This is a genomic window from Arthrobacter sp. ERGS1:01 (assembly GCF_001281315.1).
Lineage (GTDB): Bacteria > Actinomycetota > Actinomycetes > Actinomycetales > Micrococcaceae > Specibacter.
The window spans coordinates 2,095,093-2,119,176 of sequence record NZ_CP012479.1 but is presented as its reverse complement, the minus strand read 5'-3'; the positions used below and the strand labels follow the sequence as shown (position 1 = coordinate 2,119,176).

Annotated in this window: 22 protein-coding genes and 1 pseudogene; 10 read left to right on the top strand and 13 right to left on the bottom strand. The window is 62.0% G+C overall.

The genetic code is table 11. The features are described 5' to 3' along the window. Positions 1-55: 55 nt before the first annotated feature. The 6 genes from AL755_RS13525 to AL755_RS13495 form a co-directional block, all read right to left on the bottom strand. Positions 56-706 (bottom strand): DUF1345 domain-containing protein, encoded by a 651-nt coding sequence (locus AL755_RS13525; protein ID WP_082369297.1) that lies wholly within the window; start codon positions 704-706, stop codon positions 56-58. Between the two features lie 533 nt (positions 707-1,239). Then, a complete protein-coding gene (locus tag AL755_RS13515) occupies positions 1,240-2,343 on the bottom strand; it encodes an enolase C-terminal domain-like protein (RefSeq protein ID WP_237762479.1) in 1,104 nt (367 codons plus the stop codon). Between the two features lie 4 nt (positions 2,344-2,347). After that, positions 2,348-4,141, bottom strand: a complete 1,794-nt coding sequence (locus AL755_RS13510) for a thiamine pyrophosphate-requiring protein (RefSeq protein ID WP_054011452.1) — start codon at positions 4,139-4,141, stop codon at positions 2,348-2,350. Between the two features lie 73 nt (positions 4,142-4,214). Next, entirely contained in the window at positions 4,215-5,855 is a 1,641-nt protein-coding gene (locus AL755_RS13505) for a GMC family oxidoreductase (RefSeq protein WP_054011451.1), read from the bottom strand. After that, on the bottom strand, positions 5,852-6,499 hold the full coding sequence (locus AL755_RS13500; protein WP_054011450.1) for a gluconate 2-dehydrogenase subunit 3 family protein: 648 nt from the start codon (positions 6,497-6,499) through the stop codon (positions 5,852-5,854). Before AL755_RS13500 ends, AL755_RS13505 begins: the two co-directional genes overlap by 4 nt. Beyond that, a complete protein-coding gene (locus AL755_RS13495; protein ID WP_054011449.1) occupies positions 6,496-6,978 on the bottom strand; it encodes a hypothetical protein in 483 nt (160 codons plus the stop codon). The genes AL755_RS13500 and AL755_RS13495 overlap by 4 nt, the downstream gene beginning before the upstream one ends. A gap of 142 nt (positions 6,979-7,120) precedes the next feature. On the opposite strand from AL755_RS13495, the gene AL755_RS13490 reads away from it, so the two are divergent. Next, positions 7,121-7,678, top strand: coding sequence for a MarR family winged helix-turn-helix transcriptional regulator (locus AL755_RS13490; protein WP_237762478.1), 558 nt, complete (start codon positions 7,121-7,123; stop codon positions 7,676-7,678). Between the two features lies 1 nt (position 7,679). Here AL755_RS13490 and AL755_RS13485 read toward each other — a convergent pair whose 3' ends face one another. The 3 genes from AL755_RS13485 to AL755_RS13475 are packed head-to-tail and all read right to left on the bottom strand — an operon-like array spanning position 7,680 to position 10,874. Then, positions 7,680-7,958, bottom strand: a complete 279-nt coding sequence (locus tag AL755_RS13485; RefSeq protein ID WP_054011448.1) for a hypothetical protein — start codon at positions 7,956-7,958, stop codon at positions 7,680-7,682. 34 nt (positions 7,959-7,992) lie between these two features. Next, a complete protein-coding gene (locus tag AL755_RS13480) occupies positions 7,993-9,015 on the bottom strand; it encodes an SDR family oxidoreductase (protein ID WP_054011447.1) in 1,023 nt (340 codons plus the stop codon). 8 nt (positions 9,016-9,023) lie between these two features. Then, positions 9,024-10,874 carry a glycoside hydrolase family 15 protein gene (locus tag AL755_RS13475; RefSeq protein WP_237762723.1) on the bottom strand — a complete coding sequence of 617 codons (1,851 nt, stop codon included), beginning with the start codon at positions 10,872-10,874 and terminating at the stop codon, positions 9,024-9,026. 344 nt (positions 10,875-11,218) lie between these two features. On the opposite strand from AL755_RS13475, the gene AL755_RS13470 reads away from it, so the two are divergent. The 6 genes from AL755_RS13470 (at position 11,219) to AL755_RS13435 (ending at position 19,574) form a co-directional block, all read left to right on the top strand. Then, positions 11,219-12,673, top strand: coding sequence for a sugar porter family MFS transporter (locus tag AL755_RS13470; RefSeq protein WP_082369296.1), 1,455 nt, complete (start codon positions 11,219-11,221; stop codon positions 12,671-12,673). A gap of 81 nt (positions 12,674-12,754) precedes the next feature. Then, positions 12,755-13,681 carry a diacylglycerol/lipid kinase family protein gene (locus AL755_RS13465; protein WP_054011445.1) on the top strand — a complete coding sequence of 309 codons (927 nt, stop codon included), beginning with the start codon at positions 12,755-12,757 and terminating at the stop codon, positions 13,679-13,681. Positions 13,682-15,481: 1,800 nt separating this feature from the next. Then, positions 15,482-17,803 carry an FdhF/YdeP family oxidoreductase gene (locus tag AL755_RS13450; protein WP_054013058.1) on the top strand — a complete coding sequence of 774 codons (2,322 nt, stop codon included), beginning with the start codon at positions 15,482-15,484 and terminating at the stop codon, positions 17,801-17,803. Between the two features lie 27 nt (positions 17,804-17,830). Continuing rightward, positions 17,831-18,409: a hypothetical protein gene (locus tag AL755_RS13445; protein ID WP_054011442.1), complete on the top strand. Its 579-nt coding sequence runs from the start codon at positions 17,831-17,833 to the stop codon at positions 18,407-18,409. A 31-nt stretch (positions 18,410-18,440) separates the two neighbouring features. Next, on the top strand, positions 18,441-18,767 hold the full coding sequence (locus AL755_RS13440) for a hypothetical protein (RefSeq protein ID WP_054011441.1): 327 nt from the start codon (positions 18,441-18,443) through the stop codon (positions 18,765-18,767). Between the two features lie 243 nt (positions 18,768-19,010). Beyond that, positions 19,011-19,574, top strand: a complete 564-nt coding sequence (locus AL755_RS13435; RefSeq protein WP_054011440.1) for a Dps family protein — start codon at positions 19,011-19,013, stop codon at positions 19,572-19,574. A 210-nt stretch (positions 19,575-19,784) separates the two neighbouring features. Here AL755_RS13435 and AL755_RS24650 read toward each other — a convergent pair. The 4 genes and pseudogenes from AL755_RS24650 to AL755_RS13420 form a co-directional block, all read right to left on the bottom strand. Next, positions 19,785-20,195: pseudogene (locus AL755_RS24650) on the bottom strand (PIG-L deacetylase family protein); the annotation flags it as partial. Positions 20,196-20,260: 65 nt separating this feature from the next. Further along, entirely contained in the window at positions 20,261-20,593 is a 333-nt protein-coding gene (locus tag AL755_RS23255) for a hypothetical protein (RefSeq protein ID WP_150117120.1), read from the bottom strand. Positions 20,594-20,964: 371 nt separating this feature from the next. After that, positions 20,965-21,162, bottom strand: a complete 198-nt coding sequence (locus AL755_RS13425) for a hypothetical protein (protein ID WP_054011438.1) — start codon at positions 21,160-21,162, stop codon at positions 20,965-20,967. 297 nt (positions 21,163-21,459) lie between these two features. Further along, positions 21,460-21,951 (bottom strand): hypothetical protein, encoded by a 492-nt coding sequence (locus AL755_RS13420; RefSeq protein WP_150117119.1) that lies wholly within the window; start codon positions 21,949-21,951, stop codon positions 21,460-21,462. A gap of 314 nt (positions 21,952-22,265) precedes the next feature. On the opposite strand from AL755_RS13420, the gene AL755_RS24645 reads away from it, so the two are divergent. The 3 genes from AL755_RS24645 to AL755_RS13405 all read left to right on the top strand — a co-directional run bounded on the left by AL755_RS24645 (position 22,266) and on the right by AL755_RS13405 (position 24,063). Continuing rightward, complete coding sequence (locus tag AL755_RS24645) at positions 22,266-22,496, top strand: DUF4235 domain-containing protein (protein ID WP_054011436.1); 231 nt, start codon at positions 22,266-22,268, stop codon at positions 22,494-22,496. A 250-nt stretch (positions 22,497-22,746) separates the two neighbouring features. Next, positions 22,747-23,475 carry a hypothetical protein gene (locus AL755_RS13410; protein ID WP_160318904.1) on the top strand — a complete coding sequence of 243 codons (729 nt, stop codon included), beginning with the start codon at positions 22,747-22,749 and terminating at the stop codon, positions 23,473-23,475. Positions 23,476-23,793: 318 nt separating this feature from the next. Beyond that, positions 23,794-24,063, top strand: coding sequence for a GlsB/YeaQ/YmgE family stress response membrane protein (locus tag AL755_RS13405; protein WP_054011434.1), 270 nt, complete (start codon positions 23,794-23,796; stop codon positions 24,061-24,063). The last annotated feature ends 21 nt before the right edge of the window (positions 24,064-24,084 follow it).

Sequence of the window (24,084 nt, the reverse complement as noted above, 5' to 3'; positions counted from 1 at the left end):
GAGAGAAGTTCTCCTCTCAAATGTCCACTACAAGCTTGGCCTGCTAGTCCGGACACTAGCCAACGAGCCCCGCGACCAAGTTAATCGTGGTCGCCAAAATGATGGCACCGAGCAGGTAGGAGAGGAGTGCATGGCGCAGTGCTGTGGACCGAATCGCATCCGTTTTCAGATCGGTGTCGGAGACCTGGAACGTCATGCCTACGGTGAAGGCCAGGTAAGCGAAGTCACGGTAGTGGGGCGGGGTCTCCTCATTGAAGTCGACTCCTTTGTGATCGCGGTAGTAGAGGCGGGCGTATCGGAGGGTGAACATGGTGTGGATGAGGAACCAGGACAAGGCCACGCTCGCCAGGGCCAGGCCAAGGATTGCCGCTTTCGAGCCTCCTTGGGCTGAGCCGGCGTTCAAGAGAATCAGGACGACGCCGCCGAAACTTGCCATTGTCGCAGCCAGGAGGAGCACGTCCGAACTCGCTTGGCCGGGGTCTTCCCGGCCGGCGTGGGCGGCGGTGCCCGCCGGATCCAGTCGACCAATGATGGCCCAGACCCAGCACAAAAACGTGAGCGACGCGGCATCCCATCCCAGTGACGGGGCAAAATCCCAGGAACCGAAAAGTCCCACTGCCAGCGCGGCGGCAACGCCGATCGCCGCCATGACTGCCAAGCGAATCCGGGAGTGGTGGGAGCGCCTGTTGAAGCGTTGCATGCTCATGGCCTTATTGTGGCACCTGGCCCTTGCCTGTGGGGCTGATTGAGTGCGACGGCCAAGATCCCGGGGCACTTATCTTGCGGACCGCCCCTCCGTCCGGACGGAGGGGAACCTCCATTTGAAACCCGCAGCGGCACCGCAGGACTTGCATGGGGGAACGCCTGGGAGGTTGCCACGAATCGTGGTGGGGACCCATCCGCGCGTGGGGTGTCGGCATCCGGTCGCCGGTGGGCGTCATGGGCTCACCACAGTGGAGGTACCCGGCCGCCTTTTCGTTGACGAGTGGGATGCCGAAGCTTGCCAGGACATTGGATTCCATTCCGGCTTTGGGGGTCAAATGTCCGTAAAAGCTCTCGCACCCGGCACAGACGTAGCTGACATCGACGAGGTCGAAGTGGTCGGGAACCTCCACCACGGCCTCGAAATTCAAGTACTCGTCAGTACCACACCGGCAGCACCACGGCAGGTCCCTGTGACTGGACGGTGGTGGTTCCTGCGGCTGGGGGGCGGACGGGTCCATGGCAGTGCCTCGGCTCTCAGGCGATCCGGTAGGGGACCATGTCGGCGGTGCGCAAGGCCAGCCCGTTGCCGGCGTCGGAGGTGGGTGTGAGAGTCCCGCCTGCCGGGTCCAGACAGCCGTCGAAGAACATCGTTTCTATGCGGACGTGGTCGTGGAACCACTCCAGATGCCGGAAGTTCGGCGTGGCTGCTCCCACGTGAACGCTCAAGTGCGGGGCGCAGTGGCCGGAGACTTCCAATTCGTGGGCCGCAGCGACGGCGGCGATCCGCAGCCATTCGCTGATACCGCCGCACCGCGAAACATCTGCCTGCACACAATCGAGGGCATTGGCTGCGCACATTCGTTGGTAGTAGCTCAGCTCCGTACCGTATTCGCCGGCGGCAACGTCGGCATCGACCCGATCGCGGACCTCCCGCAACCCGGCCAGGTTCTCCGAGCTGACGGGTTCTTCCAGCCAACGGATGTCCAGGCCTTCGGCCTTGGACATGAGCCGGATGGCCTGTTTGGCGCTGTAGCCGCCGTTGGCATCGACGAATAGTTCGACGTCGTCACCGACAGCCTCTCGAGCCTGCCGCATCCGCACCAGGTCACGGGCCTCCCGGGTCCCGCCGGATTCGCCTATCTTGATTTTGACCCGGGGGATCCTTTGGTCGTGAGCCCAGCCGGTGAGTTGGGATTTGAGCTCCCGCTCGTCATAGGTGGTGAAGCCGCCGCTGCCATAGACGGCCACCTCACCCCGGACGGCCCCGAGGAGCCGGTGCAGGGGCAGCCCAAGGAGCCTGGCCTTGAGGTCCCACAGTGCACAATCGACTGCGGAGATGGCGTAGCCAACTGCGCCGGGGCGGTTGGCGTTGCGCACCGCGTGGGCCATCGCGCCCGCGGCGGCGCCCACGTCCAGGGCAGACAGGCCGACGACGGCGGGACTGAGCAGTTCGGTGGTTAGGGCTGCACAGGCTGCCGGGGCGTAGGTGAAGCCGAGCCCGGTGGCGCCGCCCCCGTGAGCCTGGACAAGGACCATGGTGGTGGAGTCCCAGGCAAAGGTGCCGTCTGCTTCCGGGGCATCCGTGGGCACCCGGAACGCAGATACCTCCAGCTTCTGGATCATCGGATCGGACTTCACGGCCTTAGTTCTCCTTGTGGGGGAGGAATTCCTGTAGCTTCGTTTTGACGCCCTCCACGATGATTCCCAGGGCGCTTTGATCGCCCTTGAGTACTGCCTTCGCGCTATCCAGGGCCTGCTCGAAGGTTGCGTGCGGTGGGATCGGCGGGACGTCGGGGTCAACCCGAACGTCCAGGACGGTGGGGCGGTCCGCGGCCAGGGCCCGCTCCCAGGCCGGGCCGACGTCGTCCGGGGAATCCACGTAGATGCCCTGCAATCCCAGAAGTTCAGCGAACTCGGCGTAGGGGATATCCGGGAGGGTTTGGGACTCGGTGAATGATGGTGCACCTTCCATGGCGCGCATCTCCCAGGTGACCTGGTTCAAGTCGTCATTGTGGAGGACGGCGACGATAAGGCGGGGGTCGGACCATTCCTTCCAGTAGTGCTTGATGGTGATCAGCTCGGCCAAGCCGTTCATTTGCATGGCCCCGTCCCCTGCGAAGACGATTACGGGTCGCTCCGGGGAGCCGAACTTGGCGCCGATGCCGTAGGGAACTCCGGGGCCCATGGTGGCCAGGTTGCCGGAGAGTGAGCCGCGCATGTTGCCATGGAATTTCAGTTGCCGAGCATACCAGTTGGCTGATGATCCGGAGTCCGCCGTGACAATGGCGTTCTCCGGCAGGCGGGGGGAGAGCTCGGAGAACAGGCGCATGGGGTTGATGGGTTTGGCATCGACTTTGGCCTCCATCTCCATCGTCTCCCACCATCGGGTGACGTTTGCTTCGATGGTTTCGAGCCAAGTGCGGTCCTCCTTGCGGACCAGCAGCGGGATCAGGGCCTGCAGCGTGGCTTTCGCGTCGCCAACAATATTGGTTTCGTAGGCGTAGCGCATCCCGATCATTTTGGCGTCGACATCGATCTGAACGCCGCGGGCCTGGCCGGGTTTGGGCATGAACTGCGTGTAGGGAAAGCTGGAACCAATGGTGAGCAGCGTGTCGCAGTCCGCCATGAGTTCGTAGCTGGGCCGGGTGCCCAGCAGGCCGATGGATCCAGTTACGTAAGGCAGCTCATCGGAGAGGACATCCTTGCCCAGCAGGGCTTTGGCGACGCCGGCGCCGAGTAAGTCGGCCACCTCCTGGACTTCCTTGCGGGCGTCCCGGGCACCGGAGCCCACCAGCATGGCCACCTTGCTGCCGGCATTGAGCAGTGCCGCAGCCTCCTTGAGTCCTTCATTGTCAGGGATGATGGTGGGCCAATGCACCCCGAGGCTCGAGGGCACCATCTTGAACGCGTGGGTGGGGGGCGAGTACTCCAGGTCTTGCACATCCGAGGGGATGATGATCGCGGTGGGTGCCCGTTCGGCCATGGCGATCCGGATGGCGCGGTCCAACACATTGGGTAACTGCTCCGCAACGGTGACCAGCTGGACGTAGTCGCCAGCAACGTCCTTAAACAACGTCACCAGGTCGACTTCCTGCTGGTAGGAACCGCCAATCGCCGATTGCGCGGTCTGCCCGACGATGGCCACCACCGGAACATGGTCAAGCTTTGCGTCGTAGAGCCCGTTCAGGAGGTGGATGGCCCCTGGGCCGGAGGTCGCCATGCAGACACCGAGCCGGCCGGTGAATTTGGCGTAGCCGACCGCCTCGAACCCGGACATTTCCTCGTGTCGGGACTGAATGAACTTCGGCTGGTTTTTCGCGCGCCCAAACGCCGCCAAGGTGCCGTTGATGCCGTCTCCGGGGAAAGCGAACACGTGCTCCACGCCCCATTCGCGTAGTCGTGCCAGCAGATAGTCCGAGACTGTTTCCTTTGCCATGCTTCTCTCCTCCAACGATGGGTGTTCCCAAGGGTCGCGGACGCGGCCGCGGCCTTGGTCTTGTTTTTGGGTCTTAGTTCTGCCGGTTCGGCCCTCCGTTGATGAGGAGCCGGTCGGCGGCGCGGGCGGCTACGGCCATGATGGTCAGTGCCGGATTGGCGCTGCCTTGGGTCGGCAGCACGCTGCCGTCTGTGATGAGCAGGTTTTCCACGGCGAAACTGCGGCACTCCCCGTCAACGACGCCGTCCTCTTCCCTGGCGGCCATGCGCGCACCGCCCACCAGATGGGCGTAGCGGTCGATCGTGATGACCTCATCGGCGCCAGCCGCTGTGAGGATGAGCTCCATTTGTTCTTGGGCCGCCTTCATCAATGCCTGGTCGTTCCCGCCCTGGGAATAGCAGAAATGCGCCACCGGAAGCCCGTAACGGTCCTTCTCCCCGGAGAGGGTGACCCGGTTGTCGGCATTCGGCAGGAACTCGCACAAGGCGCCCAGGCACGCCCAATGGACGTAGTCGCTCATGTAGTTGCGCAGGGATGCACCCCAATGACCCTGGGCCATGACGTGTTCGGCCCAGGTGATGGGCAGGGGCGAGACGGTTTGGATGGAAAATCCGCGCTTATAGGGTTTCGCGGGGTCGGTTTCATAGAATTCTTCGCTGCTCACCTCCGGCGGCGGACCTTTCCACATCCGCACCTCGGCGTCGAAACGCCCGGCCGTCTGGGGTGCTCCCTGAACCATCAGGTAACGACCCACCTGGTCAAAGTCGTTGCAAAGCCCCTCCGGGAACCGCGGGGTGGCGGAGTTCAGGAGCAGGCGGGGTGTTTCGATGGAATAGCCGGCAATTGCCACCATGCGGGCCCGCTGAAAACGCGCCACGCCCTGGCGAATGTAGTGCACGCCGGTGGCCCGGCCGGTTCGTGCATCCACTTCGACCCGGGTGACCATGGAATCCGGACGCACCTCGGCACCATGGGCGAGGGCATCGGGAATGTGGGTGATCAGGGGTGAGGCCTTGGCGTTGACCTTGCAGCCTTGAAGGCAGAACCCACGGTAAATGCAATGGGGACGGTTGCCGAAGCGGCCGTTGGCGATGGCAACGGGGCCCACCTTGGCTGTGATCCCGCAGGCCTGGGCGCCGCGCAAAAAAAGCTCCCCGTTCCCGGAGACCGGGTGGGGCCGGTGCGGATAACCGTGCGGGTCTCCCCAGGGCCAATGCTCACCGGCAACGGGCAGTTCTTCCTCGATGTCCTCGTAATAATGCTTGAGGTCCTGATACTGGAAGGGCCAGTCGGCTCCCACCCCGTCCAGGGTGTGGGTGCGGAAATCGCTGGGGTGAAATCGGGGCACATAGCCGGCGTAGTGGACCATGGAACCGCCCACGCCGCGGCCGGAGTTGTTGGATCCCAGCGGCACCGGGTCATGTCCGGCGATGACGCGAGGTTCCGTCCAATAGAGGTGGTGTGAACCAGCCTCATCACTAACCCAGTCGCGTTCCGGATCCCAAAACGGACCCGCCTCCAGCGCCACGGCCCGCCACCCGGCCCTCGCCAGGCGCTGGAGCAGCGTGGAACCGCCCGCACCCGCACCAACTATGACGATGTCGACCTCATCCTCGTCAGCGAAGCAGCGCATTTGCTCCCGCAGGCCGTGGTTGGTGCCCGGCCCGGCAGGAAGGAGCCACGCCGACTCGTTGCGATCACGAAGGGCACTCATGAGGGTCCCGCCTTCGCTCGTGTCGGGTCATCAAGCGGGTGGATATCCCGCACCTCGAACGGCTCCCTCGCATCCAACCCCAGGTTCTTATAGCCGCGTGGATAGGCTGGTCCGGCAAAGCCGATTTCGTCCCACGCCCAGGGGTGGGAGTAAAACGCGGTGCACGCGTAGCGAGTCCACAAGCTCCACACTTGTTGCGCAGGCATCCCATGCCACGGGCCTTCGCCGCGGTTTTGGATACTCTGCAGGAGGCGGGCCTGCTCGTTCCAAGCGGCCGTTGCGAACACCGCGCCGCAGCGAAGAAGAGCATCCTCATCAAGTGCCGCCAAGGTTCGCGCCCAAGCCTGTGCATCTGATGGCATGTCTTCGTAATGCCAGCCATCGGTCTCCTTTGCCGCCAGGCGGGCGTCGACCAAGGCCACCACGGGGACGCGCGGTTCCTGGCGCTGATCCAAAAGCTGGTTGCACAAGGCACCGGCGGCCGCCTCCTGGGCGGGAGTGAAGAAGCGGATGTCCGAGGGCCGGCCCAGGCGGCCCATGACGACGGCGGAGGTCGCCGTGTCCCAGTGCTTCGACTGGCTGGCGGAACTAAATCCGGGGAACCGGGCGCCGCCGTCGTTCGCGGCAAGTGGCAGGGTGCTCACTTTTCCCGCCTCAGCACCGCAGCCACAATGCCCATACCACCCACCAGGGTCACCAAGAGTGGGGCGAGCAGGGGTGGACCCATTTCCATGTTGTAACGCAGGTTCTTGAAGCCGCCCGGTTTTTGCGCAATCCCGCGGGCATGAAAGTAGGTTCCCTGGAGCCCGTTGGCGACAATGACGGCAGAGGCAAGCGGCAGCGCGGTTTTTGCCATCCGCTTGCTGCAGACCCCCGCAACGCCGGCCGCAGCCCCCACAGGCCCCAAAATCACCGGCACCCACATCCATTTATTGCCAAAACTTGCCTTGTCATGTTCAAAATAGATCTCCGCGGCGGTGACCAACGCCCCAGCGGCCGTGAGTGCCGCGAGTGAACGCTCAAAACGGCCGGTTTCAACATTGCGCACCATCTTGTCGATCCCGTGGATAATGTCGGCAGGTTCTATCCCCGAGGTGCGTGTGGGGCTTGCTAGATTTTTCATGGGTTGTTCCTCAGTGGTGGTGGGGGTGCGGGACGGTATTAGGGGTGCTTGTGGGGGCGGCAGACCGGGGTTTGTGGCCCGCAAATACTCAATTCCGCGCAAGCATTGCATATACGCAACGAAATGATGGATACTCGAAGGCGTGAAACACCTTGATTCCCCCGGCCTTGCCAGTGACAGCTCGGCCGCCGAAGGTATCGCAGCGGAGTCCGCCGGCGATATCGACGCGGCGATGCGCGCCGCCCGCGTCTTCCTTGCCGTCATCGCCCAATCGGTAGCGGAAGTTGAACACCGGGTCACCTCCACGCAACTACGGGTCTTGGTCTTCATCGCAACGCATGGGCCGCAAAACCTCGGGGCGGTGGCCGTCGATCTGGGCGTGCACCCCTCCAACGCCACCAGGACCTGCGATCGGCTGGTTGCTGCGGGCTTGCTGGACCGCCGGGACAACCCAGCCGACCGGCGATATTTGCTGCTCGCCCTCAGCGCGAAGGGCAAAGCCCTGGTGGATGGCGTGATGGAACACCGGCGCGCAGCCATTGCCGCCGTGATGAACAGGATGCCCTCCGCATTGCGCCGCTCCATGGGGCCGGTGCTGGACGCTTTTGCCCGGGCCGCCGGGGACGTCACCGATGACGAGCGTTTCGCCTTGGAATTGCGGGACAGACCCCTTCGGGGGCGGTCCGGGCCTAGGATCTGAATCACCGGGCCTCCAACGCGGCAAGCGTCGAGGCAAGGGTGGCATCAACGCCGGCTGGCTTGCGCCACCGTTGATCAGCACAGGCGACGGCGACCATGGTTCCGGCATGGGCCAAGTCAACGAGGGCACCACACCGGTGTGCGGTGGTTCCGGCCCGTGCCAACAACAAGGCCTGGAGCACATGCCGGGTGCCGAGGACTCGCATGAGCACAACGGTGCCGGGAGACGGCGCTGCTCCGGTGGCGACCCGGTAAAGCAGCTGGGCCGGACCAGCTGGCACAATCCGTAGCTACCCCGGATGATCTCGAGTGTTTTCATCGACGCACCTGACGACCCAGGAGTATCCCCGTCGCTGCGGCTATTCCGAGGACCGCGACGCCGGCCCCCACCGCCAGCACGCCGTGATGGTGGGACGCCCAGAGTTGGGCGCTTCGCGGAGTGGAACGGGCGTCGAAGGCACCGTGTGTGCCAAAGTCGGCATTAGCATCCTCCGGCTCCCAAAGATTTTCCGGTTGGTCCGACGGTCGCGTTTCGCTGGTTTGCTGCGAGGCGTACCCCGTTCGGCCTAAGTAGGCATCCAAGAGCCCGGGTGCCACCGCATTGGCCAACAACGTGGCAGCTGTGCTGCCGCCAACCCAATACTCGCGCCGCCGCGGATGGTTGGCGGCAAAGACGACCGCACGGGCCGCCACCTCGGGTTGATAAATAGGGGGGACCGGTTGCGCTTTCTTGGGCAGCCGGGACAGAACCCAGGAGAATTGTGGCGTGTTAACTGCGGGCATCTGCACCATCGTGGTGCGGATGCCGCTGTGCTCGTGGAGCAGTTCGCAACGCAACGATTCATTGAAGCCCTGGATGGCATGTTTGGCACCGCAGTAGGCGCTTTGCAACGGTATTCCCCGGTAGGCCAAGGCGGATCCAACCTGGACGATCGTGCCCTGGTTGCGGGCGCCCATGCGGTGCAAGGCGGCCATGGTGCCGTAAACGTAGCCGAGGTAGGAGACGGCGGTTACCCGCGCGAATTCATCCGGCTTGATCTGGGTGAAGGGTGCAAAGACGGAGGTGAAAGCCACATTGACCCACACGTCAATGGGACCTAGTTCTTTCTCCACCCGGTCCGCCGCGGCATCGACGGCGGCGGAATCCGACATGTCCACGGAAATCGTCAACGCCGTCCCTCCGGCCGCCGCCACTTCCGCCGCGGCGCCGTCGAGCCCGGCCTGGCCCCGGGCCAGCAGGGCCACCGTGGCGCCCCGGCGCCCAAAGGCGATGGCGGTGGCCCGGCCGATCCCGCCGCTGGCTCCAGTCACGACAACTATCTGGTGAATGGTTTCCATTGTTTCTCCTAAAGGTTGATCCGGTTCGGTACCGGTGGCGTGGCAAGCCGGCTTGCGGCCTCGAGCAGGGCGGCATGGACGAATGCCTGTGGGAAATTGCCGCGGAGCTGGCGCTGTTCGACGTCGTATTCCTCTGTGAACAGGCCGGTCGTTGCGCAGGCGGCGCGGTTGCGTTCAAACCAACGCATTGCCTCCGCTTCACGGCCTTGCTGGTGTGCGGCCATCGCCATGTCGAAGCCACAAAGGAGAAATGCACCTTCCGCCTGATTGAGGGAACGTGCATCCTGTCTGAACCTGTAGACATAGCCGTCGCGGCTCAGCTCGGACCGGACGGCCTCCACCGTGGCCAGACTGCGGGGGTCAGCCACCGGGATGGCGCCCCGCAACGTTGGCAGCAGCAGGGCCGCATCGACCCGGTCGTCGTTCGGGCTGCGCTGCCACCGGCCGCTCGGGTGCAGGCAATCGGCGGCCGTGGCGGCAACAATCGTGTCAGCCAACGATGTCCATGGCACGCCCTGGGCCGGCGGGGCATGGACAGCCATGGCCCGCAGGCCCGCGGCACAGGTCAACCGTGAGTGGGCCCAATGGTCATTGTTGAGCTCCCAAATTCCGGCGTCGGGCTCCTGCCAGCGGTCCGAAATGGCTTGCACCGCCACCTCGGCGGCCCGCCAGTTTTCCAGATCCAAGTGGTCGTAGCCCGCTGCGGCCGCAAGGAGCAACAGGGATTCGCCGAAGGCATCCAGCTGGAATTGTTCATTGACCCAATTCCCAACTTTCGCGGACCCGCCCGGATAGCCGGGCAGAGCGAGTGAGGTTTCGTCCGGAACCCGCCCCCCGCTGACTGTGTAGGCCGGTTTCAGGCCGGGCCCATCCTCCAGGAGCCTGGCGGTGATGAAACGGACGGAGTCATCAAGGAGCGAATAGTCCCCGCATGCGGCAATCGCCTGGCCCGCGTAGCACTGGTCGCGGATCCACGCGTAACGGTAGTCGTAGTTGCGTTTCTCCTGGGCACGTTCGGGCAAGCCAAGTGTGGCTGCCGCGACCATGGCCCCACTGGCTGCGGTCATGCCACGCAACACGGCATAGGACTGGCGGGCATCGTCGGGCGCTATGGTTTCCGACAGCATTGGGACGGCATCATGCCAGCTGGCTTCTGTTTCAGCCCAAGCGACGCGGGCATCCACCGGTGCCGAGGTGAACGGCAGCTCGGACAATTCCAAAACGAAATCATGAGCCTCGCCGGGGGCCACCTCGAGACGAAGGTGAAGCACGCCCTCACACACCGTGGCCTCTGGGGCCCCGCTCAGGCGGATGTGCAAGGGGCCGCTACGAGCCGTCCAGATCCCGTCCGCACATTTGAGCCGTGTCATGGCGTGCCGGCCAAACCCGGCCGCAACTTCAAAGACCACATTCATTTCCGCCGGACCCGAGACCGCATGCACGCGTCGCAACAACACTGCCCGATGCGGGTCGGCTGGTTGTGCCAGGGCCTCCCGGCATTCAATGATTCCATCGGTGGTAACCCAGCGGCTCTTCCAAATCAGTGTCCCTTCCTGGTAACTGCCGCCCCAGACGTACCGGTCACAGGCAGGCGTCACCGCGAAACTGCCGCTGCCACCAATCAGGGAGGAAAAGGACGCCGCACTGTCCCACCGAGGGGCGCACATCCAGGCGACATCCCCGCGGGGGCCGATTAATGCCGACCGTTCGCCGTCGGCAATCATGGCATATTCACGCAGCACGTGCGGGGATTGGGGGCTTTGCGTTGTTGCCGACATATTTCCACCGTAAGCGCAATGATTGCGATAGCGCAAGAGCTTGCGGAGCGCCCCCACCACCCAAAGGGACCAAAACACCACCAAAATCCCGCATCATTGCTGCACTGATCCGCAACGAAAATCCAGCCAAAATTGCCATGCCATTTCCCCTGGACGCAATGGACTTTGCGCTGAAAAGCGATCATTGCGGGCTTCTTTGTGCCGGAGTATGTTTGATGTGTCCACGCCAGTTGAGCAGATGTCTGGTGATGTTCACGCCAGCAAGGGCGCATCCACCGGACGGCACGAGTGCCGGGATCGGAAGCCGCTCCGCCCACGAAGTTTCGCAACCTCACGGAACGGAATGCCACCTCCCGTGCTCCACATGCCACGGCGGCCCAGCCTTGCTGAAGTGCCAACGATCGGATTAGAAAGCCGGTAGGGAAATGGCTACTTCTTCATCTGCGCGCCCGGGGCACCCCAGCGCCAGTTCGTCCTCAAAGTCTTCAAAGCAGGGGAAAGTAGTGGGGGTGACTGTTGCTGCAGCCCTAGGTGGGTTGCTGTTTGGGTTCGATACATCGGTCATCAACGGGGCAGTAAATTCCATCCAAGCCACCTTTGCCCTCAGTCCGGCGGTCCTTGGATTCACCGTGGCCGTCACCTTGATCGGATGCGCCATCGGGGCCTGGTTTGCCGGCCAGCTGGCCGATGTATGGGGCCGAAAGCCGGTTATGGTACTCAGCGCCTCATTGTTCGTGATCAGCTCCATCGGATCCGGTTACGCATTCGCGGTGTGGGACCTCATGCTGTGGCGCACGATCGGGGGGCTGGCCATCGGAATCGCTTCCGTCATCGCCCCGGCCTACATAGGTGAGATTGCGCCGGCCAACAGGCGCGGTGCCCTGAGTTCCCTGCAACAACTGGCAATCACCCTTGGCATTTTCATTGCTTTGCTATCCGACGCAACTTTTGAACGGTCCGCCGGTGGCGCGGGTGATGTTCTTTGGTGGGGATTGCCGGCATGGCGGTGGATGCTCTTGGTTGGGGTCCTCCCCGCGCTTATATACGGGGCACTGTCCCTGACCATTCCAGAGTCACCACAGTTCCTCATTCGTAAGGGCCGGGACCAGGATGCGCTGAGGGTCATCCAACACACCACCGGTTCGCCGAATCCGCCTCAGCGTGTGGAGGAGATCAAGGAAACCCTGGAAAATCAACGCCATTCCAGCTATCGGGACTTACGCGGTCCCGCCCTCGGCATCCAGCCCGTTCTGTGGATTGGAATTAGCATGGCGGCATTCCAACAGCTTGTAGGCATCAACGCCATCTTCTACTACTCCACCACGTTGTGGCAGTCTGTCGGATTCAGCCAGCAGGACTCGTTCACCACTTCCGTCATCACGGCCACGATCAATGTGGTGCTAACGTTCGTCGCCATCTTGTTCGTTGACAAGGTCGGACGCAAGAAGCTGCTCCTGGTCGGGTCCGTCGGCATGTTTGTGGGCCTCGTCGCGGCTGCCGTCTCCTTCGCCCAAGCCACCGGTTCCGGAACCTCCATTACACTGCCATCGCCATGGGGGGCTGTCGCCCTGGTCGGAGCCAACCTGTTCGTGATCTTCTTCGCCGCCACGTGGGGCCCGGTAATGTGGGTGGTCCTTGGCGAGATCTTCCCAAACAAGATGCGGGGTCTGGCCTTAGGGATAGCCACCGCCTTCAACTGGGTCTTCAACTTCCTGGTCACCCTGCTCTTCCCGATCCTGAGCCAGGCAGTGGGACTCGGATTTGTTTACGCCGGATTCGCCCTGTTTGCCGCACTGTCCTACTGGTTCGTGAAATCCCTGCTTCCCGAGATCAAGGGCTTGGAACTTGAGGACAAAAACAAATTGCTCCGGCACAGCTAGGAACATGCCACCCCGGACCGGTCTTTCCAGCTCTCGGCATGAGTCCCCACTAAAGGTCTTCGATCGGCAGGAGAATCACTGATGTCACAACCAAGGGCCGTCCGGCCCAATCGCGCGGCTCTCATCGTCAATCCGCTAAAGTGCAAAACCATCGATGTGCGGCAGATAGTGAGCACGGCATGTACCGGGGAGGGATGGGCGGAGTCGCTGTTCCTGGAAACCACTGCCGATAGCCCTGGAGTGGCCCAAACACGACACGCCCTGTCCGAAGGGGTGGATCTGGTGATCGCCGCCGGGGGCGACGGCACGGTTCGTTGCGTGGCACAGGCCTTGCAGAATACGGGCACCGCATTGGGCCTCATTCCCCTCGGAACGGGAAACCTGCTCGCTAGGAATCTAGGCCTAAATATCAGCAACCCGGGGGCCGCTGCCCGAGAGGCGCTCAGGGGAAGCGATCATCCCATCGACGTGATCGGGGCGATCCTGGATCAGGACAAGGCGCAGCAGCTGTTCGTTGTGATGGCCGGTCTGGGATTCGATGCAGCGGTCATGGCGGATACCAATGTCAATCTCAAGGAGTCGCTTGGGTGGCTGGCGTACATCGAGGCCGGGATTCGCAAGCTGCCTGGCCGGCCCGTAAAGGCATCGATCAGCATCGATGGCGGACCGGCGTCGGCCCACCGGTTGCGAGGCATCATGAGCGGCAACTGCGGGAAACTCCAAGGAGGGGTTGAAATCTTCCCGGGTGCACGGTTCGACGACGGCAGCTTTGACCTAATGACCCTCGCCCCCAGTGGGACGTTTGGCTGGATGGGTGTGCTTGCCGGGCTGCTGAGCCGCGGACGAAGCAAGGACCCTTCCATCCAGTACTTCCGCGGCAAGAAGGCCGAAATATCCCTAGCCAAACCACAAGCCCTCCAGTTGGACGGAGACCCCCTCGGCGATGTGTCACATGTGATCCTGACAATTGATGCGGGGGCACTGCTGGTAAGGAAATTCTGGCCATGACGCCGATGCGCCGTCCTCACGGCCAGCCGGTCCCGGTGCGGGGTTTGTTGGCGGTGCCGCATCCTTCCGCTCCCCGGGCGGTGACTTCAGGCAGACCAAATTCAGGCAGACAATTGATGTCCGCCGGTGCCGCGGTGCAAGAATCTTTCCGGGCCACCGCGGGGTCGCGGGCCCGAATCGAGCCAAGCCCGTAATCCCGCAGGATCACGGAATTCCAGTTCGTCAAGATAGGCTTGGCGAAGGGTCACGATGTAGGCCTGCAGCGCCAGGGATTCCGCGCCCTCCAGCCATCCGTAGCTGCGGCTCCAGGCCTGGCAGAGGTCATGGTTGTCGTAAGCCTTGATGGGCGGTGCGAAGACGGCCGCCTCAACAGGGACCCTGGGAGTGGATTCCGGTTCGGGGGTGGAGGGGGCCGCCAGTGGAAGATGGGCTGTCCTGCTGATAATGAAGTTCACGGTCAAGGGAGAAGTGAGGAAAAACGCCAGTATCAGAGGCCAAAGCCACGCGCCGAGAACGGTGTCGAATCCAGCGACAGCGAGGAACCCGACGCCAGCGGATAGGGCATGGATGGCCGCCCGGCGGTGAGGGCTTCGCGTGAGTGTCTTGGCGGGTCCTACAGGGGTGGTGCAGTACGAAACCACGGCACCCCCGGCGGCTCCGGTACACAAAAGTGTCATCGTCGATGAAAGCGGATAGGCAACGGCTGCCAAACATGCTCCCATGACTGCCATTGACTTAAAGGCCGCAAGCCATAGCCGCATATACAGATTCACGGGGCATCATCGCCCAGCGGGCATTCCGGATTTTCACCTATGGGAGTGGGCTGCACACCTGCGCGCAGCCCATGTCCGGCCACTGGCCATCCCCGAGCACTCCACGGTATCCCGATGGCTGGCATCACTGACTTATTGCTGGAGTTCATCATGGCAGGCCCGTCGAATTGCGTTGGATCGGCCTGCCTGCTGGGCTCTAATTCATCACTTTTAGACTATCGCTCCGGCTGCGCTGTGACTAGAGCTTGCAGGACCGCAATTATTGCGGGATTCAACTACCGCGACCGGTCCAAGCTAACAGCGCGGGAATCCGTCCGCGGGTGGGTAGTGCTGTTTCACAAGCGGGCGAGGTCCATGGAAAGACGAATATGCGCGGACCTTGCAGCAACCGCCGAATGGTTGGGCATTTTGGGTCTCACCCGGGCGGCATTGTTTCCTTTTGCGGGTTGGGCGAGCACAATGGCGTCCATGAGTGAACTGTATACGGCCTCACGGCCGGTCATCTCAGATGCCGCAGTAATCAGCGCCATTCGGGAGGCCACGATAGAACTGCACGAGATTTTGGGCGCGCATGGAATCGACATGTCTTTTGAAGCCATAGCGCTCTTGGGTCACACCGAGTCCTGGGACAGCGATGGAAAGCGGTGGGTTCACGTCATGTGGGCCACTGACGATGCTGAGTAGCCGTAAGCCTTGAGGCCGCCGGGCGATGAAAGGATTGCCGTCTTGACCCGGCTGAGCCGTTGGCTCAGATGGCTTGGCTCTGGCTTGAGCCAACCGACCCATTGCGGAGGTGTTTCGAGCTGTCCTGACCGAGCGAAAATAACAGGGTAGGGACTATTTCGCAAAGATTGCGACTTTGTGATAGTTGCGAATCGCAAATCTTTTTGGTTGAATTCCCGGCAACCATTGCGGCCATCCAAGGGGGGCTGCTATACCGAAACTAAGCACAACTTTCGCACCAAGGTCTGCCGCGCAACCGCCAAGGCACCTGTGCGTGGAGCCTCCAGTGAAGAAGGTGCCTGGCATGAAAGGCAGCAAACCACCAGTAGCAGACCCGACCGATGCCGAATTGCAGGTGAGCGAGCCGAAGCGGTGGGCGGCCGGCTGGCCCAGCCTATACGAATCCCTGCCGCTTGCGTTGACCGAGATGGGGGTGGATCGGTCGTTCAAGACGCTAACGGCCCTCAATCAGAACCGCGGCATTGACTGCATGAGCTGTGCGTGGCCGGACCCGCCACATCGCAAGGTGGCGGAATTTTGTGAAAACGGGGCAAAAGCTATCAGCTGGGAGGCAGACCTGCTGAAAGTCCCGGCGTCGTTCTGGACGGACCACACGGTCTCATCGCTGCGCGACCGTAGCGAATACTGGCTTGGCCAGCAAGGCCGTTTAGTCGAGCCGATGTACAAAGCCTCGGGGGAGGACCACTACCGGCCGATCGGCTGGGACGATGCCTTCGCCGTCATCGCCAGGGAGTTGAAAGCCCTTGATTCACCCGACGAGGCAACGTTCTACACGAGCGGGCGCACCAGCAACGAGGCGGCCTTCGAATACCAGCTGTTTGCCAGGGCTTTCGGCACCAACAACCTGCCGGATTGTTCGAACATGTGCCATGAATCCACCGGTGCCGCCATGGGAGAGGTCATCGGCGTTGGCAAGTCCGCGATTTCCTACACGGACTTCGCCAAGGCGAACCTGATCATCATTATGGGCCAGAACCCCGGTACCTGCCATCCGCGGATGCTGACTGCACTGGAGGAAGCCAAACGCGGCGGCACGAGCATCGTCGCGGTCAATCCGCTCCTGGAGGCCGGGCTGATCAATTTCCGGAACCCGCAGCGGCCCCGTGGCTTAATTGGAAAGGGCACCGATCTCGCGGACCAATACCTGCAGATCCGCCTTGCCGGGGACATGGCCCTGATGCAGGCGGTCTCCAAGCGCGTCCTCGACGCCGAAAAGGCCGCCCCGGGGACGGTCCTTGACCACGCATTCCTCGCCAAGCATTGCGATGGACTGGAAGAATTCCGCACGTATCTGGAGGACCTTGACGAGGCTGATGTACTGGCTGCCACCGGCTTGGAAACCAAGGAAATTGACGAGCTGGCGAACCGCTACTTGAAGGCGGAGAAGGTTATTATCACGTGGGCGATGGGCCTGACCCAGCACAAGAAGGCGGTCCCCACGATCAAGGAGATTGTTAATCTGATGTTGCTGCGAGGCAACATCGGCAAGCCCGGGGCCGGACCGTCGCCCATCCGAGGCCACAGCAACGTCCAGGGCGATCGCACCATGGGCATCTGGGAGCAGATGCCGCCAGAGTTTCTGGACGCACTGCAAAGTGAGTTTGGTTTCAATCCACCACGGGAGCCGGGCCTGGACGTCGTCGACAGTATCCGCGCCATGCGTGACGGCAAGGTCAAGATCCTCTTCGCCATGGGTGGCAATCTCGTTTCGGCAGTTTCGGATACCGACGTCGCGCAGGCGGCCATGCTGAAAACCATCCTGTCCGTGCAGGTCTCCACGAAACTCAACCGCTCCCATGCGTTTGTTGGAGATCAGGCACTGATCCTGCCGACGCTTGGCCGTAGCGAGATCGACCTGCAGGCCGGCGGACCGCAATTCGTCACGGTGGAAGACACCGTCTGTGCCGTGCACGGGTCCGCCGGGCGGATCGAACCCATTTCGACGGCGGTCCTCTCCGAGGTCGCCATCGTCTCCCGGCTTGCCCGCGCCGTCCTCGGCTCGGACCACCCGGTGAACTGGGCCGGCTTCGAGGCCAGTTACGACACCCTGCGCGAACACATCTCCCATGTTTGCGACGGCTGCGAAGACTATAACGCCAAGGTCCGCCAGCCTGACGGTTTCGTGCTCCCGCATCCTCCCCGCGACACCCGAACCTTCCCCACCGCTACCGGAAAGGCCATGATCACCGTCAATGAGCTGGAGACCATCGAGGTTCGGGAGGGCCGCCTGCTGCTCCAAACCATCCGCTCACACGACCAATTCAACACCACCATGTACGGTCTCAACGATCGGTACCGCGGGGTGAAGAAGGGCAGGCACGTGCTCCTGGTCAACCCCGAGGACCTCGCGGAATTGGGTTTGGCTGACGGCGACTATGTGGATGTTCATGGCGAGGCGGCCGACGGCGTAGACCGGGTCATGACCCAACAGCGCATCATCAGCTACCCGACGGCCCGCGGCTGTGTCGCAGCCTATTTTCCCGAGGCAAATGTCCTCGTCGCACTGGACGATGTGGCCGAAGTGAGCAATACGCCCATTTCCAAATCAGTCGTCGTTCGGCTTGAAAAGGTCGCCGCCCCGTCCTTTGCGACTGGTCACCATTGATTCGCATACTCGCCAAAGGTTTCAGAGATGTCATTTGAAACATCCACATTCGTCCCCCTGGCGCTCGGGTTCTTTGGACTCGGCACCGGCTACCTGATCTACGGACCCCAGGAAATCTTCCATTGGCCCAAACGCGACGTGGCCGTGGACAAATCCACCGGAATCTGGGGCATTTGGATGCCCGGCTTTTGCCAACTCCTCACCGGCATCTACCTCTTTGTCGGCCTGACCTGGTTCCAGGTATTCAAGGACCCGCCCCTCTACATGGCCGCCCTCGCCTTCTCCGCGTATGGAATCCACTGGTTCGCCTTGGGCTTCAACCGTTGGCAAGGCAGCGATCCCCGCCCCAATGCGGGAATGTCCGTGGCCTTCACCCTGATCTCAGTTCTGGGCCTCGTGGTGTTCTTCAAAGCCGGAGACTGGCCCGTTGCCCTACTATTTTGCGGATTGACTGCCGTGTATGTCAGCGACTTTGTGCACAGCATCGGTGTAAAAGCCGGAGAGCGCGCCCTGGGCCTTTTTCACATTGTCACGGGCCTATGGCTGATGTACCTGACATTCGCGACCGTACTCAACCTGGCCTCGGGCATGCATCTGCCCCTGTAGCCCGGAAACTCTCCAGCGAAAGGAAACGGCCATGAACAACTTGATCCATCAGGATGACCTCAATCCCCTGATCCAGAACGGTGGCACCGTCCACGACCGCTCAGGTGAACAGATCGGCACACTGGGAAGGTTTTACGTGCCCGACGGTACCCACGAGGCGGCATGGGTAACGCTGGCCCCCGGGTTGTTCTCGACGTCTGAGACTTTTATCCCGCTGGATAGTGCCTGGATCGACGGTCTGGCTCTATATGTGACTTTTTCAAGGGAGAAGATCGAAGCGGCTCCGCGGCAGAACCGGGACGGCGTGCTCACTGGAGACGAAGCCCGGGAACTGGTGGCCTACTACGGGGCCCCGTGACGTCGGACGGCCCCGTGGTGCGCGGGCCAAGCACAAGTACGTCATGGTGCAGCTTTGGGAATCGTGTTGCTTAGGCAATGCCCCACGACAGCCATGGAGAGGCAATTAAATTGGTTGGATCCCAGCAACCGCACGGCCTGTGGCCGAATTCCGCCCCGCAGTGCGGTGGCAATGCGGTGGTGCACTCGTTACGGTGGAAAGTAGGACGGTCAATTGAAATTGGCCGCTTTGAGAGGAGTTCCAATGGTTTCCAAGAAGACTTCCACCGCCAAATTTACTGTCCCGGGTCTGTCCCTGAAGGATGGACATCACGTGGCAAAGATCCTGCAGGGTAGGTTGTACGCCCTGAATGACCTACAACTTACACTCAAGCATGCACACTGGAATGTAGTGGGCAAGGACTTTATCGGTGTCCACGAAATGCTCGATCCCCAAATTGAACTCGTCCGGGCCATGATTGATGAAACCGCCGAGCGCATCGCCACCCTGGGGGTGTCCCCGAACGGGCTTCCCGGTGCCATGGTTAAGGAGAGGTCCTGGGACGACTACTCCGTAGGCCGGGCTTCGACCACCGAGCACTTATCCGCGCTGGACATCGTTTACGACGGCATCGTCGCCAGCCACCGGGACGCCATTGCCGCCACAGGGGATCTCGACCCCGTCACCGAGGACATGCTGATCGGCCAGACAGCGAAGCTTGAACTCTTTCAGTGGTTCATGCGCGCACATCTGGAGAACGACGGCGGCAACCTCCGGCACGACGAGCCACCGAGCCACAAGAGCGGTACATCGGCCGCCAAAAAGTAGGCGGCGGCTGAACTGGCGCCTTCGCCCTTGTTGTTCTTTGCCACGCATCGCGGACCGCTCGCCGTCTTTGAGCTCCAGCCGGCGTAGCGCAGGCCACGGAACTTGATCATTGGTACGGTCGCCGTCGGCAGTGATAGGCAAGGCCCAATGCCATATCCATATGGGGTACTCCAGGAACAGGCTGCCTGTTGCTTGGGCGGCTCGTGCGGCCGCGACACCGGCGCCATCGTGGTCCGTGTGGCCGTCATTTGACCAAGGTGCCACGATCAAGGTGGTGCCGGGACCCCCGGCCGTTGCCGCAATTTCCGCTTCCAGTTCCAAGGCATGAGCGGCGACGTCTCCATCGGGGATGCCCAAAACCCGGTGATGAGCCCCGGGAGCCACAATTGCCAGGGCTTTTTGCAACTCGTCGGATCGCAGTTTGGCGAGGTCTGCGGAGGAGTGCGTTGGAGAGCCGGGGTGCGATCGTTCGCCCAGCGTGGCCACCAATACGTCCGTGGCGACGCTGTGGTCCGTTGCCCGTTTGAGCAGCCCGGCTGCGCTCAGCGTCTCGTCGTCAGGATGTGCAGCCACGACCACCAGACGCGCAAGGGATCCCCAACCGATGTCCAGGGCTGGCATGGCGGCAAGTGCGGTGCTTCTCAACCAATCGGATTCAAGTGCGGAGTCCTGGTTGTGCGTGAACTTCACCATGGTGACTCCTGGGGTGATCCGCCCGGGTTGAGCGCCAGCAGTGCGGCTCCGTGCGCTGCCAAGGACCGCTCAGCATGGTCCTGTCGGAGATAGAGCTCGAGGTCAGCCACGCGCTGGAGGTGGGCGCCTTCGAAGGCCAGCGGCTCCGGGCCCATGCCGTGGGCGGCCACCGACAGCACGGCTTCGGCGGCACCAACGACCGTGGCCCGCAGACAGGCGGACCTTATGCCAGCTGGGATGGCATCCTCGTCAGCACCTTTGCTGGCATCAGCAGTGACGGCCGCCGCCTGGAATGCCGCCTGGGCGGACCACACCGCTTGGTCCATCCGGCCCAGGTGCCAGAGTGCAACTTGGTCTGGGTTCCGTGAGCGAGAATGCTCGTGCGAGCGCCTGGCCACTGCTAACGCGGCACCGTGCCAAATGGCGGCAACCCTGGCCCCTACCCAGGCAAATCCGGGCCTGCTGAGATACGAACCAGGTGCTCCTACCGGCACTGCCGGGACGTTGTTGAAGGACAATCCTGCGCTGGGAATTGTGGGCAGGCCCAACGTCAGCCAGGGCCGTTGGTCCCGGGTGATTCCGTGGCTGCGCAGATCCGCGGCGAAAAGTTGGACCAATTGTCCGTTTCGTGCAGTGACTAGGGCTTGGCTCAGGCTGTCCGCAAGTGAGCACCAGAGGGCTTGTCCCCGGTCAGGTGCTAGCCGTGGCTGTCAGAGGCGGTCAGCACCTCTCCCGGAGCCTGTGCGGCGAACACGCCCCATGTGGACCCTGCAATGTTGAGGTCCCCCTGTCCCGCTTGGGCAAGGATTGACAAGGCATCAAGGTGGGGTTCGATGATGCGCGCAGCGCTCAATCCGGCCGCACCCAGGGTTGCCAACTCCTGCCAGAGGGACAAGGTTTCGCCTTCTGGGGTCGGGGGGTGAAGGCCCCATTGTCCGTGCCAGCTCAAGCGTGGCGGCCACGTCCCCGTTGGATCGCTCTGCAGAGGGGTGTAGGTCATCGAGCCTGGCCTGTGCTTGGCCCGCCCCGCGCAATGTTGACGCATCCAAGAGCACTCCACCATGCTGCGGGAGCTCACGCCCGGGGGGCCGGCGCCTCGCGGTTTCCGCGTCATATGGTTTCGCTGTGAACTTCAGTGGAAATGAAACCGGATCCTCATGTTATTGGGGTGTGTGGGCTTGGACGACGCCGGTTAGGCGCTGCCACCTGATGCGTCGGCGTCCGATTCAGAGGAGAAGGACTCCCGGTCGTTACGGGCGGGCTCGGTATTTCCGTCATCCAGGGGCGCATCAGTGGAGGGTGCTTCAATCGGGGATTCATCGCTGGGGTCCACACGGGCACCGAGGGCATCCGCTGTGGCAAGCTCGTCGCGGAACTGTTCGTCAGCTCCGCCGAACCTCCCCGCTTCGGGCTCGCCATCGCTGCCTGCATCCTCATCGTCAAAGAAATTCTTCTCCGGGGCTCCCAAGCTTCCGTCGCTGGTCAAGGATTCGACATCGCTTTCTTGATCACGCAGGGTCGGATCCGGTGATCCGGGGTTGGTGTCTGCGCTTCCGGGCACTTCGTCCTCGGGAAGCGGGGCTCCGTAGCCGCCTTCAGCTTTGGTGGGGTCGTTTTCGCCATTGGTGGCGTCGTCGCTATTCATGGAGTTCTCCTTCGATTGTTGCTCGACTCGAATGGTCATGACGTGAGCGGTCACGCCGGGATGGATTCGCTGCTGTAAGGGGCCTCTAAGCGCAGGCTGGCTACGGCCAGGCTGAAAAGCCCTGATGTGGGCCGGGAACCCCCGCTGCTTGGGGCCATGTGCCGCGTGTTGCTGGCGACGGGGTGCAGGACGGGCCACCCTGGGGCGGGCCTGCCGCGTGAAGCAATTCAGGCCTGAACGGCTGGACCGTTGATTCCACTGTAACCACATGCGGCAGCTTGCGAAAGCCTCCTCGGTTCGGAACAGTGGGTGGTGAAGGCAACATCGTTCTGAGCAGAAATGGAGGCCATGCCATGAAAATCCTGATCAAGCTTTTGGGTGTCGGCGCAAGCCTCGCGGTGGGCGCCGGGGCCCGCAGGGCGTTGGGGGCTGTCTGGCGCAAAGGTACCGGGAACAAACCTCCCAACGAAGCCACGGATTTACGCAACCCCATGGCCGGTGTGTTGGTGTTTGCGCTGGTAACCGCAGTTTCCGGGGCCGTTACCGGGTCGTCACCCAGCGGCTTGGGAAGAAGGCAGCGGTGAGGTTGGAGGCGAACGCCAAGGACGGATAGCAGCTTAGCTTTCTCCGGTCGTCCAGGTGGTCCAGTTCAGCGGGTGGCATGAAAGGGCAACTTTCCCAGAAATTGCCGCCAGCGATTCCGGGTAAAAGCCACTTTGGCCTCAATCATACGACGGTAATATATTGCATGAGATTTTCAACTTAACGCCCAAAATCAACACTAGAGTAAAAATATGGGAGACCACCGGAATCCTTCTCTGATTGAGGCGCCACATGAAAAATCGAATCGTTCCATACAGCATCGCAATTGTCGCAGCGATGGCTCTGGCAGGTTGCGGCCAAGCCGGTACAGTGGCTGGTTCCACGACGTCTGGGAGTACTGCGGCAACAACGTCGGCCATGGCTTCCCCCACGGAAAAGGACTACACCAATAATGAGCTGGCCGCGATCATTGCGAAGCTCAAAGACCCCAGCGGTAGGGCGTTTACGGTAATTCCAGCCGCCCAGATTGATCAAGGGCTGGAAGTGGCAAGGACGCTGCTCAAAACTGCGGTGATTACACCAAAAGCTTGCGCAGTGGTGTCGACCAACAATGCCCAGGTTCCTGAAGGCAGCACCTACGCGGCCGGGGCGAGCCTTTCAGCAGCAGACAAAACCACCATTACCGTTACTGTGTTCGCCGTCAAGGATGCATCGGCCATGTCTGCCCAGTTGGCAGCAAGCGAGAAGGCAGCCTCGCAATGTTCAACGGTGACGGAGTCCGTGGCGGGGAAGAAGTCCACCGTCAAGGTTACTCCGGTCCAGGTTTCCACGAACGGAGACAAGTCATTGGGTGCTCTGACCAGCGAGACGGCGCCGACTGGCCAGAAAGTCACCTCACTCACCGTGACTGCTGTCAAGGGCAATCTGGCGGCGACGGTCGTTAAGGCCGGTGCTGCAATTACATCGGCCGCGAGCAACGAACTCGTCAAGCTGGTCAACACCGTCCTTGTCGGCCAATAGCGATACCCATTGCATAAGTCCCAAGGCAGGCGCCACGACCAAGGGGCATGAGGCCCGAATTTGGCTTGCGGGAATTTGCGCGGTGCAGGGCGTTGCGCGAACTGTGGTTGAATTCCGACGGTACCTTCTTTATGGTGGGAAGGAAGTGGCCGCTCAATATTTGCCGCCCTGCGAGGAGTGTGAATGGTTCCCCATAAAACTTCCGGAGAAACTATAAAATTCTGTGACTCTCACTCAACGCTTGAGGCCAAATGGGGACAGCCTTCTCCCAAAATTGAAAACATCCACATAAAATACAACGTTTCTCCAGGAGGATTCGTGGGCTTCATCGGATGGATTATTCTCGGCCTGATTGTGGGCGCCATTGTCAAGGCCATTATGCCCGGACGTGTCGGTGGAGGCTGGATCACCAGCCTCATCCTGGGCGTCGTCGGCGCAATCGTTGGTGGGTGGATCGGTAACCTGATTTTCGGATCCGGAGACATGAGATTCTGGAACCTAGGTTCGTGGATTCTGGCCATCATCGGCGGTGTAGTGGTCGCAGGCGTGTATGGGGCAATTACGGGACGCTCGAAGAGCAGGGCTTAGACAAACCATTTCCCGGAACTG

What these genes read in the sequence shown, in the direction of transcription:
- AL755_RS13525 (WP_082369297.1), bottom strand. Translation starts at nt 706, where the DNA reads ATGAGCATGCAACGCTTCAACAGGCGCTCCCACCACTCCCGGATTCGC.
- AL755_RS13435 (WP_054011440.1), top strand. Translation starts at nt 19,011, where the DNA reads ATGGTTTCCAAGAAGACTTCCACCGCCAAATTTACTGTCCCGGGTCTG.
- AL755_RS13505 (WP_054011451.1), bottom strand. Translation starts at nt 5,855, where the DNA reads ATGAGTGCCCTTCGTGATCGCAACGAGTCGGCGTGGCTCCTTCCTGCC.
- AL755_RS13495 (WP_054011449.1), bottom strand. Translation starts at nt 6,978, where the DNA reads ATGAAAAATCTAGCAAGCCCCACACGCACCTCGGGGATAGAACCTGCC.
- AL755_RS24645 (WP_054011436.1), top strand. Translation starts at nt 22,266, where the DNA reads ATGAAAATCCTGATCAAGCTTTTGGGTGTCGGCGCAAGCCTCGCGGTG.
- AL755_RS13510 (WP_054011452.1), bottom strand. Translation starts at nt 4,141, where the DNA reads ATGGCAAAGGAAACAGTCTCGGACTATCTGCTGGCACGACTACGCGAA.
- AL755_RS13445 (WP_054011442.1), top strand. Translation starts at nt 17,831, where the DNA reads ATGTCATTTGAAACATCCACATTCGTCCCCCTGGCGCTCGGGTTCTTT.
- AL755_RS13410 (WP_160318904.1), top strand. Translation starts at nt 22,747, where the DNA reads ATGAAAAATCGAATCGTTCCATACAGCATCGCAATTGTCGCAGCGATG.
- AL755_RS13420 (WP_150117119.1), bottom strand. Translation starts at nt 21,951, where the DNA reads ATGACCATTCGAGTCGAGCAACAATCGAAGGAGAACTCCATGAATAGC.
- AL755_RS13465 (WP_054011445.1), top strand. Translation starts at nt 12,755, where the DNA reads ATGTCACAACCAAGGGCCGTCCGGCCCAATCGCGCGGCTCTCATCGTC.
- AL755_RS13480 (WP_054011447.1), bottom strand. Translation starts at nt 9,015, where the DNA reads ATGGAAACCATTCACCAGATAGTTGTCGTGACTGGAGCCAGCGGCGGG.
- AL755_RS13440 (WP_054011441.1), top strand. Translation starts at nt 18,441, where the DNA reads ATGAACAACTTGATCCATCAGGATGACCTCAATCCCCTGATCCAGAAC.
- AL755_RS13470 (WP_082369296.1), top strand. Translation starts at nt 11,219, where the DNA reads ATGGCTACTTCTTCATCTGCGCGCCCGGGGCACCCCAGCGCCAGTTCG.
- AL755_RS23255 (WP_150117120.1), bottom strand. Translation starts at nt 20,593, where the DNA reads ATGGACCAAGCGGTGTGGTCCGCCCAGGCGGCATTCCAGGCGGCGGCC.
- AL755_RS13450 (WP_054013058.1), top strand. Translation starts at nt 15,482, where the DNA reads ATGAAAGGCAGCAAACCACCAGTAGCAGACCCGACCGATGCCGAATTG.